Origin of the sequence: Klebsiella sp. GB_Kp047 (genome assembly GCF_040065235.1) — a bacterium.
Lineage (GTDB): Bacteria > Pseudomonadota > Gammaproteobacteria > Enterobacterales > Enterobacteriaceae > Klebsiella > Klebsiella quasipneumoniae.
The window spans coordinates 51,737-64,672 of the sequence record NZ_JBEAJG010000002.1; the positions used below are offsets into that span (position 1 = coordinate 51,737).

Genomic DNA, 12,936 nt, shown 5'->3' on the forward strand with positions numbered 1-12,936 from the left:
TTCGCGGTGAACTGTCCGGCGTGCAAGAAAATGGGTGAAACGATCGTTTCTCCGCTATGAATGCTACGGTATTGTGATAAAACTGTTGCGTCCAGAGCTTTGATTCGCACAACCCGTTGCAAAAAAGAGAGCACCCAAACCATGTTTGCCTTCTCCCGATTTCTGCTCTATTTCACCGAAGTGGCCCGTCAGGGATCGTTTCGTAAAGCGTCAGAGGCGCTGCATGTGTCGGCGTCCTCTATCGACCGTCAGATTTTGCGCGTGGAACAGGAGCTGGCGATGCCGCTCTTCGAGCGCCATCCCACCGGGCTGAGGCTGACCGCCGCCGGGGAGCTGCTTCTGCACGCGGCCAATAACTGGAAAAAGGACTTTACCCGGGTCTGCGAGCAGCTGGACGATCTGCGCGGGCTGCGGCGGGGGCATGTGCGCATCGCCACCATCGATGCCATTAACCGGCATTTCTTTTCGACGATGCTCAAAGAGGTGCATAAACATTATCCCAACATCTCTTTTACATTGACCACCATCAACAATATCCACATCCAGCAGGCGCTGATCTCCGGCGAGGCGGATTTCGGCATCATGCTCAATCCCCAGACCTCTCGTGAACTGCAGGTCCGGGCGTTTGCTGAGATGAATATGGGGATTGTGGTGCCCACCGGCCATCCGCTGGCCAGCCGCAGCGCGGTGCGCTTTAGTCAGTGCCTCGACTACCCCTTTATCCTGCCGTCCGCCCCATTGATGATCAGCGAGCCGGTGGAGGCGCTGGTGAACATCAGCGGCAACGAGGTAAAGGAGGTGGCGGTATCGAATAACATTCACATGATCCGCACCCTGATCAAAGAGCAGATGGGCATCGGCATCCTGTGTCGGCTGGATATTCTCGATGAGATCGAGTCCGGCCAGCTGGCGTTTGTGCCGCTAACCGATCCGCAGCTTAAGCCTTTCACCCTGGCGCTGTGCGTCTCGCCCGCCCGCCAGCTTTCCCTTGCCGCCTCGATGATGTTGAACCAGCTGGAGATGCTCTTCAGCCAGCTGTGAGAGACCGGCAGGCACTAAAATCATTCATTAGCGCACCATAATGGTGCGTTTTTTGTGTGCATGAATCAAAGGTTGCATGCCCCAGGGCGGCGGCGCAGGCGATTTTGCGCGGCCGCGCGCGGGCGATAAAATCTGGCATTGTTTTTGTATAGCTAAGTGTGAGTAGAAGCGGTCAGTACGGGTTATCCATACGGGACATTGCTCAGTCACCATGTCGCGGTTCAATGTTGACCGGGATGGGAGGCTGAGCCACATTCGCTCGCTCCCCCTCCCGGCGTAAAGAGGAGAGGGATAATGAAAACAGGCGCACGCCTTCCCCGGGGTTTACGCTGGCTGGGCCTGATGGCCCTCGGCGGTGTCTCGCTGGCCGTTCAGGCCGAGGAGAAAATCGTTCTGCTGACCTCCTGGTACGCTCAGGCGGAACAGGGGGGTTATTATCAGGCTCAGGCCACTGGGCTGTACAAAAAATATGGTCTCGACGTCGAGATCCGCTCCGGTGGCCCCCAGGTCAACGGCATGCAGTTGCTGTTGTCGAAGCGGGCCGATGTGATCATCGGTTACGACCTGCAGCTACTGGAAGGCATTCAGCGCGGCTTCCAGGCGAAAGCCATTGCCGCGCCCTTTCAGTACGATCCCCAGGGGCTGCTGACCCATGCCGATGTCACCTCCCTGCAGGGGCTGAAAGATAAAACCATTCTGGTCTCCAGCTCCGGTCAGGCGACATGGTGGCCGTGGCTGAAGGCGCAATACCAGCTGAGCGACGCTCAGGTTCGCCCCTACACCTTCAATATTCAACCCTTTGTCGTCGACGACGCTGTCGCCCAGCAGGCTTATGTCAGCTCCGAGGTGTTCCAGGTGCAGAAGGCTGGGGTGAAGGCGAACTTCTTCCTCTTTTCTGAGCATGGTTACCCTCCCTATGGCGGCATTCTTATCGCCCGCCCGGACACCATCGCCGAGCGTAAAGCGGCGATGGCGAAGTTTGTCCGCGCTTCAATGGAGGGCTGGGTGAGCTATCTCAAGGATCCGGCGCCGGGCAATGCGCTGATTAAGCAGGACAACCCCAAAATGACCGACGATCTGCTCGCCTGGGGCGTGACCCAGATCCGTGAGCATCATCTGATCGACGGCGGGGATGCCGCCAGTCAGGGCTGGGGGACGATGACCGACGCGCGCTGGCAGAAGACCCGCGATTTTATGGTCAGCGCCGGTCTGCTGGCGGCGGCCACCGACTGGAAACAGGCCTACACCACCGAATTTGTTCAGGCCATGCAGGTTAAACCCTGAGGAGCGACGCCATGTCATTAATTATTAAAAATGCCCATGCCATCCTCAGCGGTCTGCCCGGAGAGGCGGCGCGGCTGGCCGGGCCAGATATTCGCATCCGCGACGGCAAGATTGCGGCCATCGGCAGCCTGACGCCGCTTCCGGAAGAGCGACAGATCGATGCCCGCGACTGTGTGATCTATCCGGCATGGGTGAACACGCACCACCATCTTTTTCAGTCGCTGCTGAAGGGCGAGCCGCAGGGGCTGAACCAGAGCCTGACGGCCTGGCTGAGCGCCACGCCGTACCGCTTTCGCGCGGCTTTCGATGAACATACCTTTCGTCTGGCGGTGCGCATTGGCCTGGTGGAGCTTCTGCGCTCGGGCTGCGCCAGCGTGGCGGATCACAACTACCTGTACTGGCCAGATATGCCTTTCGATACCTCGGAGATTGTCTTCAGCGAAGGGGAAGCGCTGGGGATGCGCATCGTTCTGTGCCGGGGTGGGGCGACCCAGGGTCGGGCGGTGGAACAGGATCTGCCGGTGGCGCTGCGTCCGGAAACCTTCGACGGCTATATGGCGGATGTCGAACGGCTGGTCAGCCGCTATCACGACCCCCGGCCCGATTCTCTGCGCCGGGTGGTGATGGCGCCCACTACCGTCCTGCACTCCGCGCCGGGCGCCCAGCTGCGGGAGATGGCGAAGCTGGCCCGCCAGCTGGGGATCCGGCTGCACAGCCATTTATCGGAAACCGTCGATTATCTTGACGCCGCGCGGCAGAAATTCGCCATGACGCCGGTGCAGTTCTGCGCGGAGCATGACTGGCTGGGAAATGACGTGTGGTTTGCCCATCTGGTGAAGCTGCTGCCGGAGGAGATTGCCCTGCTGGGCCGCACCGGAACCGGCATCGCCCATTGCCCGCAAAGCAACGGTCGGCTGGGCAGCGGCATCGCCGATCTGCTGGCGCTGGAGCAGGCCGGGGTCCCGGTCTCGCTGGGGGTGGATGGCGCTGCCTCCAATGAGGCGGCGGATATGCAAAGCGAAGCCCACGCCGCATGGCTGCTGCAGCGCGCGCGCAAGGGGATGCTGGCGCAGCCGCGCTACGCCGGAGGCACCTTCGAGGGCGGGGCCGATGCGGCCACGGTGGAGGATGTGGTGCGCTGGGGCAGCGCCGGCGGGGCGCAGATCCTCGGCTTAGCGCAGAGCGGCACTCTGCAGGTCGGCATGCAGGCGGACCTCGCCATTTACCGGCTGGACGATCCGCGCTACTTCGGCCTGCACGACATGGCCATTGGGCCGGTGGCCTGCGGCGGGCGCGCCGCGCTGAAGGCGCTGCTGCTGAATGGCCGGCCCATCGTGGAAGATGACGCCATTCCCGGTCTCGACCTTGACGCGATGCGCCACGACGCGCTGGCGGCCGTCCGTACCCTCCAACAGCGCGTCGCTGTTTAACTGATAACAGGATAATGAAGATGAACGCAACTACTCAGAATCAACGCTACGCCTTACAGGAACTGGAAAAAGAGGCGTTGATGGGCGCCGAGGGTGAAGAGACCTTCGCCCGCGAAGTGCGCTGTATCGACCTGTCGAACTTTGCCGAAAGAAAACATGATATTGCCGAACAACTGTGGGAGGCGGCAGTGGAGATCGGCTTCTTCCAGGTCAGCCACCATGGTATTCCGCTGGCGGAGATCCGCCAGGCGTTCAGCACGACCGAGGCGTTTTTCAACCTGCCCGACGAGGTGAAGCGCCAGTATCCGCTGGCCGGCAACGCCGGCTGGGAAAGCAAAGCGCAGGTTCGGCCGTCGACCCGCACGCCGGATCAAAAAGAGTCCTATCAGATAACCCGTCCGCTGATGGATAGGCGCTGGCCCAGCGATCGGGAGCTGCCAGGCTTCCGACAGACGATGCTCGGGTTTGAATCGCAGTGCTGGCAGCTGGGGATGAAGATCCTCTCCTGCTTTGCGTTAAAGCTCGGTTTTCCGGAATCGTTTTTCACCACCGCGCACGATCCGCAGCGTGACACCTATCAGAGCACCTTGCGCATGCTGCACTACTATGCAACCGAGCAGTCGCAGCAGGGAATGTGGCGGGCCGGCGCGCATACCGATTTTGACTGTCTGACGCTGCTGTTCCAGCGCCCCGGTCAGGGTGGCCTGCAGGTTTGTCCCGGTAAAGACCGCGAAAGCCAACAGTGGACCAGCATTGAGCCGCGCGAGGAGGTGATCACCTGTAATATCGGCGATATGCTGATGCGCTGGAGCGACGACCAGCTGCCGTCTAACTTCCACCGGGTGAGAAACCCGCTGCCCCACGAATATCAGGGGCCGCGCTACAGCCTGGCGTTTTTCTGCCAGGCCAATAAAGATGTCGAGATCCTCGGGCCGCAGAGAAAGTACCCGCCCATCAGCGCCGAGGATTATCTGCAGCAGCGGATCCAGGCCAATTTTGCCAAAGGGTAAGATGCGCTCTTGAATGGTATACCTGCCGCCGGCTTTCGCTGGCCGCGCGGCAGGACATCCGGCGCTGAGCTTTTCAGCTACCGTGTTAAGTTCCCTGGTGTCGTTGAAATATCTGAAGAACATCCCCCTAAGCGTCAGCAGCAAGCTACCTTGGTTAAGGCCCTGAAAATCACGTCCTTTACGTCGTAAACGCCGTAAAGCCAGCTCACCGGGGTTAAATGGATTACCTTAACTTCTTTATTGCTGTTAGCAGGTTAAGGCTAACCAGGGCAGGGGGCAGAATTTATAGCTCGGTAACCGGCTACGCCGGGCTTTCGGCGCCATTTGACTCCACAGACACATGTAACCTCATCTGGCGCCTCCATGCCGCTGACGCGGTATTCAGAAGCTTCCCGATGCTGTAGGTGTTAACGTCTGCTTTGTGCCAGGAGCGGACGGTGCTAACTCACAAACTGCGTAGGGAGTAAACCAATGAACAGATGTTATCTCGTTCTCATTTTCTGACTACGAAGAGCACTCTGTAGGATATTAATAGGTATAGTTGTCTAAGACTTTCATGGGGGGCATATTCGAAAACATTAGTTGCTAGGCAAGATCAAACTTATCGGTGCCGAACATGCCAATGACTGGTATTAGAATAAATATCAGTAGTATAGTGTAAGAAATGTATCTAACATAAGGGATAGAAATGCGCGATTATTCACTACTTATTGGAAACGGCATAAATAATATTACAAATGGAAATTCTTGGCTTGATGTTTTAAATAACCTAGGGACAACATATGGGATAAAAATTGACACTCATGAAAAACCATTTCCACTAGCCTATGAGGAGATTTATTTTAATATTTCAAATAAGCAAAAAAATGGATTTTCAGAAAATAAAATAAAAGATTCCATCGCATCAAAGATAAATGCAATAAAACCAAATGAAATCCATCAAAGAATAATTGAGTTAGAATGCAATAATATTTTAGCAACAAACTATGATTTAGCTTTTGAATATTGTTTAGATGATAGCATCAAGCCTAATGATTTAAAAAATGAAGGTGTAATAAAAGAAAGTAAATACAATATTTTCAGGCATTATCAGGTGAAAAACAAAAACATATGGCATATACATGGAGCAGTGAATAACCCAAACTCAATAATTCTTGGCTATGAACATTACAGTGGTTATTTGCAAAGTATGCGGGGGTATACAACTACCGGAAGTCAGTATTCCAATAAATCGTTCAACGAGCCGCTTACAAAACGGTTGCAAGCAAATAATATTGGTAATAGCTGGATCGATGATTTTTTTACTAAGGATGTATATATCTTAGGCTTGAATTTGGATTTTGTTGAAATTGATCTTTGGTGGTTACTTACATTTAGAGAAAGGACTAGAATTGCAAAGAAAATAAGCTTGCAATATGAGGTGACATATTACATTCCTGGTTATTATTATAATGACGCTGCTTCCAAACCAAAAATCGATCTTTTGAAAAGTGTTGGGGTTATAATTAATCATGATTTCGGGTTAGTGTTCAAAGGGAAGGAAAAGGAGTATTACCTCGATGTAATCAAAGATATTCAGAATAAAACTAACAGATAATCTTTTCTCTATAAAGAGAACGGTCAAAGAAAAATATCCTTTGACCGCTGAGATGAGCATTTAGTCCGTTCCTCGCTCATAGCGGATCTTCAACTCAGGTAGCTTGTCTGCTCTGTGCCAATCAATGCGGCTCAAGCCAGTAAGGTAGCTAGTTTTTGTAGGCCGGGTAAGGCGTAGCCGCCACCCGGCAAAAAAATGGCACAAAAGCAGCACAACAGTGAAGCCTAGATAAACCGCCACACACCGCTATCCGGAATTATCCCTGTTGATGCTACGCTTAGCCGCTACCATGTTAAGCCACAAGTATAGCAGGAATAACTGAAGAACATCACCCTTAGCGTCAGTAGCAAGCTGTCGATCCCCTCCTTTCCGTCGCAAGCGCTGTAGAATCCTCTCAATGAGGTTAAAAGGATTTCCTAAACCTCTTCAGTGCGGAACGCGAGTTAAAGCTAATCAGGACAGGAGGATAGGCAGAATTTATAACTCCATACAAAATGCTCTTATCGAACGGTTCAACCGGACATGCTGGTGACCCAGCACAAGAAGCTGATATTCATCACCTTCGCTTGCATAATTGGGTCCTATTGATTTCTTCTACCGCCTCTAACCAAGTGTTCAATATATGGATTAATTTTTTGCATTACCAATGCTGTAAATTCAGCCGCAACTTCTTTTGGTATAATCTCGCCTTCATTTATTCCGAGTTGTTTGGATGCATGTTCAAATCCTGTTTCAACTGCTTTTTCCAAAGAGCGACTTCTATCTCTTTCCACTATGATAGTTAGTGCATAATGTATTGCTGCCTCATAAACTTTATGATTAAAACCGCCCCCCTCCAAAATCAATGAAAACTCTTGCGGATTGACTTCTGAATTTACTTTTACATCAACTTGGGTGCCATCTAAGGGGTTAATTGAGTACATTTTATTTATAATACCCCCATGGTAGCACTCACTCAACAAAACCACTACTCGAAAGAAACCAAAATATTCAATGTAAGACCAAAGCAATTTGGTTTTTGGATCTCCATGTAGCGATACACAATGGAAAAGTTTATCCTCAGGTCGTCCCTGGATTAAGTCGGATAGATAGGCGAAACCAAAAGGAATAGTTTCGAGATCTTCATTAAGCAAGTATTGTAGAGCTTTATCGCAATGATTGTTTTCAACACCGCATACTGACGCAAATGCAAATGCTGTTTTAACCAAAGAACGGCCAGCATCAGGGCCGCCAAGGGACAAACTGAAATGAAGAGGTGAATCTAGATAGTCAGTGGTTACATCAAGCTCTTTTAAAGCTCTTTCAACATCCAGTTTCGGATATTTTCGTGAGATGCCCTTGAGCCGTTCTTTAGCTTCATCAATATTTTTTGCTATTAGGCTAATTTTTACAGCATCGCCTTCTACTTCTTCGAGATACGCAGACTTCTCTATCGTGAGAGTTCCATCATTCAGAAGCCAATATTTCTCACCTTTAACTGTTTGCACTATCTGCTTAGGAGGCTTACCTCTCTCTCTACTGATACCCACAGCCAATGAAAACCAATTTAGTTGTCTAGCCAGTTCCGCATCCCATTTTTCACCTAGCTTGTTATTACAGGTGTTACAGATAAACTCTACTGTTTTCTTTCTGCCACCTAATGCATTCGGAATAACGTGCTCTTTAGTCCTATTTTTTCCTGAGAGAGACTTATCGCAAAAAGCACATTTCTTAACAGTAATCATTATGTTTCCCTCTTAAAAAATGAGCGTGAGCATCTATTAGCATCACCTTGGCTTATGGCCAATTATCTCATATTTAAAATAATGACCAAACTGAATGAAAGCATATATTCATTGATATTGCCTATGAGTCTTATCATGTTAATTTTTACGTATTGCGACGATATAGTCGATGAGAATTCCCTCTTTCATTTTCACACCTTGCCATCAAAAAATACCTATACTTCTAATAATATAGCATTAATCCGACAACATGAATTACATATCCTTCCAGCCAGCCAACGTCCGCTCCTCGCTCGCAGCGGACCTTCAACTCAGGTAACCGTTCACCCTGATGTGCTGGTGTGAAAGGTGAAGCGGAGGGCCATGTGCTGCAGATCAGGATTCAGCGGTGCAGACTTTTCTGACCTTAGGGGAAGGGGGCGGCACACTCTGCTTCAGTGGGGGTAGCTAATCATCACAAATTGTTAGATACAAGGAATAGGGCTTGCCGATACGGGTGACAAGGGTATCTCTGCCGCAGCCATAAAATCGATAAAACAGCGTATTCGCGGTGACAGGTAGCGGCTGGCGGGCCACAGGACCGAGAAATGCCCATCCTTGACGCAACAGCCGGGCAACACCTCCTGCAGTTGTCCCTCGTTGATGGCCTCGCGCACGACAAAATCAGGCACATAAGCGATGCCCATCCCCGCCGCGCTTAAGCGAATGGCGGCCTCAATGTTATTGACTGTCATAATGGCAGCGGCCCTGAAATCTCCCGTCAGCCGCATATCGCGCAGTTCCCAGGGCTGGATCAGCCCTGTCGCGGGGAAGCGAAAAAAAATACACTTGTGCGCCGCTAATTCCGCTGGCGAGCCGGGAACGCCGTATTCCGCCAGATAGGCCGGACTGGCGCAGAGCACAAAACGAAAGCCCCCCAGCTTTCTGGCGATCAAGCGGGAGTCCGCTAGTTCGCCGCTGCGGATAGCGACATCAAATCCTTCATCGATCAGATTGACCAGCCGGTCACTAAAGTCGAGATCCAGTTCAACCTGCGGATAAAGACGGCTAAAGGCGGTGAGGGCGGGGAGCAGCAGGCGGTAGCCGATGACAGGCAGTGAAATCCTCAGTTTACCGGTGGGCTGTGAGAGACTGCTGGTCAGCTCAGACTCGGCCTCCTGGATCTGCTCCAGGATACTCTGGCAGCGGGTCAGAAACGCGGCCCCCTCCGCCGTCAGGCTGACGTTTCTGGTGCTACGGTTGAACAGCCGGACCCCCAGCTTATGCTCAAGCCGGGCGACATTCTTACCCACCGCCGAGGCAGATATCCCCAGCAGCCTGGCGGCCTGAACAAAGCTTAGCGTTTCGGCGGTGCGGACAAAGGACGTCAGCGAAGTGAGGCTGTCCATCGATTATAAACCTTTTGTCTCTTAAGAAGATATTTTCAGTCTATTTATCGGCAAGAACATCCGCAATAGGATGGCGATAGTTTATTCATTCCTTGCCGACTGATGAGGGCCGCCCGATGTTACTCACCGCCAGAACACCTTCCCGATACGCCAGCGCCCTGGCCGCGCTTTCTGTCTTTATGGCGGCCTTGCTGCTGCCGTTAAGTTTTACCGGCGGCGTCATGACCACCCCCGCGATACAGCAGTCGCTGGGCGGCTCTCCCGCTGCGCTGTCGTGGCTGACCAATGGCTTTATGCTGACTTTCGGCAGCTTTTTGCTGGCCGCAGGGGTGAAGGCGGATGCCATCGACAGAAAACGTATTTTTATCGCCGGCGCCGCGCTGTTTTGCCTGAGCAGCCTGCTGTTTTGTCTGACGCACAATCTCTTCCTGTCAGGCGTGCTGAGGGCGCTGCAAGGTCTGGCCGCGGCGATGATTTTAGCCAGCGGCAGTGCGGCGCTGGCCCAGCTGTATGACGGCGCTCAGCGGACGCGGGCATTCAGCATCCTGGGCACGGTGTTCGGCGCCGGCCTGGCGTTCGGCCCGCTGCTGATCGGCTTCATGACCGACGCGGTGGGCTGGCGCGGCGTATACGCCCTGTTTGCGCTGCTCTCGGCGATGGTTCTGCTTATCGGTCTGGCGTATCTGCCGGCGGCAGAAAAAAACCAGCCGCGGACACCCGACAACCTCGGCTTAATCCTGTTTACGCTGGCTCTGATGCTGTTTACTGCATCGCTTATGGTCATTCCGGCCCGCGGCTTTTTATCGCTGACCACGCTGGCCTTGTTCATCGCGTCGGCGGGACTGTTCGTGGCGTTTGCCGTACGCTGCCGGAGGGTGAGCAACCCGGTGCTGGAACTCTCCCTGCTGCGCCATCCGCGTTTTGTCGGCGTACTGTTGCTGCCTGTCGCCACCTGCTGTTGCTACGTGGTCCTGCTGATTGTTGTTCCACTGCATTTTATGGGCGGAGAGGGGATGAGTGAGTCGCAGAGCGCGCTATATCTGATGGCGCTGACCGCGCCGATGCTGATTTTCCCATCCGTTGCGGCCCTGCTCACCCGCTGGTTTTCACCGGGGCGGGTATCCACGGGAGGGCTGACGATGGCCTCCGTCGGGTTGCTGTTGCTGGGCGATGCTTTTCACAGTAACCATCTTTCGCAATTGGTGCTGGCTCTGATCCTCTGTGGGGCGGGGGCGGCGCTTCCCTGGGGGCTGATGGACGGCCTGGCGATATCCGCTGTGCCGGTGGCGAAAGCCGGTATGGCGGCAGGCCTGTTCAACACCGTTCGCGTTGCCGGCGAGGGGATCGCCCTGGCGATAGTCTCCGCGGTATTAACGGCAAGCAATACCCTGACCCTGCAGAGTCGCGTTCACGGGTATACCCCCGAGGTGATTCACCGCGCCGCAGGCTGGCTGGGAGCCGGCAATATGCCGCAGGCGGCTGCGCTTTTGCCTGACTTTTCCCTCCGGGCGCTGCGCGAGAGCTATGACTCTGCTTATACGCTACTGTTTAGCGGGCTGGCGGTCGTCACCCTGCTGTGCGCCCTGATGGTCTGGCGGACGCTATGCCGGAAGGGGAGCGATTTCCAAACCCGCAACAGCGGATCCTGAGCCCCCTTGATAACGCATCGGCGTCACGCTCCCGGCAACCGCCTTTCCCGGTCCGCTCAGCGAACCGGGACTGTCATTGTTTCGCTGGCGGAACTATGCTGATCAGGGCGGCCACATGCGCCGCTCCGGCCGCGGAAACAGTGACTCACAGGTGGCGGTATGGCGAGTGATCCTGAACTGATTTATATCGAGATCCTGGAAACGGTGCTGATGGCCACCCTGGATCCCGATTTGTGGAAATCGGCATTGCAGAAACTGGCGTTCCTCACCGGCCATCAGTACGCGGCATTTCTGTTCTACGATAAAGGCAATGCGCACCTGTTGACCGATTCACTCCTGCTCGAGGAAAAAGTCTTTACCGCCTATCGCGACGTGTTTCTGGCCATCGATCCCGCCGAAAAAATATTGACCGCGTTACCGGTCGGGCAAATGTACCGGGACCGCGAGTATTTAGGCGATAAATTTATTGCCGGCAGCGTCTATTACAATGAGTTTCATCACCCCAACGATCTGAATAATCTTACCAGCGTCAAGCTGTGCACCCTCAATGGCTATGCCACCTATTTGTCACTGATGACGGCCAATACGGCGGCTTATCCACAGCCGGCGCAGTTTGAGCTGTTCAGGCGTTTGATCCCGGCGCTAAAAACCGCCTGCCAGCTTCACGCCCGATTTGAACAGCTGCGAGACACCATACAATACCAGAGCGCGGTGATGGACAACGGGATCTACCCTGTATGGCTGGTGGATCATGGCGGTAAAATTCTCTACGCCAGCGCGCATGCCGAACGCTACCTGCGCGCCAACGCCCGCCTCTCCTGGTATAACGGGGGCGATACGCTGTGCCTTGATACCGACAGCAAAAAACTGAAACGGGCTATCGAGCAGGCCACCCGGACGGCAGAGCCGCCGAGGGCAGGCGTGTGCTATACCGCCGGGCGTCAGCCGAAACCGATCCTCGTGATCCCGGCGGCCCGCCAGACCGGGATGGCCTGCGTGATTATTCCCGAGCCGTTTCTCACCGGCAGCGCCTTGATGGAACTGTTTAACGTCAAGCCTGCCGAAAATGCGGTGGCGGAGCTGCTGGTGCGGGGCATGACGCCGGATGAGTGCGCCTTACATCTGGGCGTATCTATCGCCACCATCAGAACCCACCTTAGCGCCCTGTACCGGAAAACCCACACCCGTAATCAGGCAGAACTGCTGCTGATCATCCGCGCGATTCACGGCTGATGGTCTCGCATCCTCAGGAATGATGGTCGCGCAGGAAAACGGTCAGCACATCTTTCGGCGGCACGCCGCCGCATTCGCCAATCATCCAGCCTACCGCGCCGCGGTGATAGGCGCCGTGAAAGAGCATGTGGTTCAACATCTCCATCGCGGTCATATTGCCGTCGCCGCCGTCGACAAATTTGAAGGCGATACGTTCGTGGAAATCGGCGGGGGTCATGGCGCTGACGTAGTGAATGTATTCGTCCGTACAGGCGGTCATTGCCGTTTCCAGCGCATCAATGGTTGGCGTCTCGGGGGTATTCAGCGCGGTGTAACCGTGCGTCCTGCCGCGCAGATTCGCCCGGAAAATCATGTCAACGACATGGATATGGTTCATCAGCCTGAGGGTCAGGTGGCGTTTTTCGCCATGTACTGTTCCGTCTATCGTGCGGATCGCCTGTAAGGTGGCAAGGTCAATCCAGCGCTTGTACTTCAACAGCGTCACTACAGTGTCTTTGTCCATAGTCGGTCCCGGGTTGGTTGAGCCATTATCTTAGCGATGATGCCAGCGAGTTGTCACTCGCCAGCGCAAGGCACAAAA

At 54.2% G+C, this 12,936-nt stretch carries 10 protein-coding genes and 1 pseudogene; 8 read left to right on the top strand and 3 right to left on the bottom strand.

Going from position 1 to position 12,936, the window contains the following annotated elements:
• Positions 1–141 precede the first annotated feature (141 nt).
• From ABLV76_RS02390 to ABLV76_RS02410, 5 genes are all read left to right on the top strand, one after another.
• Positions 142–1,041, top strand: a complete 900-nt coding sequence (locus tag ABLV76_RS02390; RefSeq protein ID WP_002908057.1) for a LysR family transcriptional regulator — start codon at positions 142–144, stop codon at positions 1,039–1,041.
• A 294-nt stretch (positions 1,042–1,335) separates the two neighbouring features.
• On the top strand, positions 1,336–2,325 hold the full coding sequence (locus tag ABLV76_RS02395) for an ABC transporter substrate-binding protein (protein WP_043519923.1): 990 nt from the start codon (positions 1,336–1,338) through the stop codon (positions 2,323–2,325).
• An 11-nt stretch (positions 2,326–2,336) separates the two neighbouring features.
• Positions 2,337–3,755 carry an amidohydrolase family protein gene (locus ABLV76_RS02400; RefSeq protein ID WP_048294994.1) on the top strand — a complete coding sequence of 473 codons (1,419 nt, stop codon included), beginning with the start codon at positions 2,337–2,339 and terminating at the stop codon, positions 3,753–3,755.
• Positions 3,756–3,775: 20 nt separating this feature from the next.
• A complete protein-coding gene (locus ABLV76_RS02405; RefSeq protein ID WP_072140470.1) occupies positions 3,776–4,765 on the top strand; it encodes a 2OG-Fe(II) oxygenase family protein in 990 nt (329 codons plus the stop codon).
• Between the two features lie 688 nt (positions 4,766–5,453).
• The gene (locus ABLV76_RS02410; protein WP_348878164.1) at positions 5,454–6,362 is read left to right on the top strand and encodes an SIR2 family protein; all 909 of its coding nucleotides are present in this window, start codon (positions 5,454–5,456) and stop codon (positions 6,360–6,362) included.
• Between the two features lie 581 nt (positions 6,363–6,943).
• Here the strand turns inward: ABLV76_RS02410 and ABLV76_RS02415 are convergent.
• The gene (locus tag ABLV76_RS02415; protein WP_052469718.1) at positions 6,944–8,086 is read right to left on the bottom strand and encodes an HNH endonuclease; all 1,143 of its coding nucleotides are present in this window, start codon (positions 8,084–8,086) and stop codon (positions 6,944–6,946) included.
• A gap of 464 nt (positions 8,087–8,550) precedes the next feature.
• The gene (locus ABLV76_RS02420; protein ID WP_064189789.1) at positions 8,551–9,474 is read right to left on the bottom strand and encodes a LysR family transcriptional regulator; all 924 of its coding nucleotides are present in this window, start codon (positions 9,472–9,474) and stop codon (positions 8,551–8,553) included.
• Positions 9,475–9,590: 116 nt separating this feature from the next.
• Between ABLV76_RS02420 and ABLV76_RS02425 the strand changes: the two genes are divergently transcribed.
• The 3 genes and pseudogenes from ABLV76_RS02425 to ABLV76_RS02435 all read left to right on the top strand — a co-directional run bounded on the left by ABLV76_RS02425 (position 9,591) and on the right by ABLV76_RS02435 (position 12,356).
• On the top strand, positions 9,591–11,123 hold the full coding sequence (locus ABLV76_RS02425) for an MFS transporter (RefSeq protein WP_348878165.1): 1,533 nt from the start codon (positions 9,591–9,593) through the stop codon (positions 11,121–11,123).
• A gap of 159 nt (positions 11,124–11,282) precedes the next feature.
• Positions 11,283–11,396: pseudogene (locus ABLV76_RS02430) on the top strand (LuxR family transcriptional regulator); the annotation flags it as partial.
• An 822-nt stretch (positions 11,397–12,218) separates the two neighbouring features.
• Positions 12,219–12,356 carry a hypothetical protein gene (locus ABLV76_RS02435; protein WP_229583961.1) on the top strand — a complete coding sequence of 46 codons (138 nt, stop codon included), beginning with the start codon at positions 12,219–12,221 and terminating at the stop codon, positions 12,354–12,356.
• Between the two features lie 13 nt (positions 12,357–12,369).
• Here the strand turns inward: ABLV76_RS02435 and ABLV76_RS02440 are convergent, their stop codons facing one another.
• Complete coding sequence (locus tag ABLV76_RS02440) at positions 12,370–12,858, bottom strand: DinB family protein (protein ID WP_094334033.1); 489 nt, start codon at positions 12,856–12,858, stop codon at positions 12,370–12,372.
• Positions 12,859–12,936 lie beyond the last annotated feature (78 nt).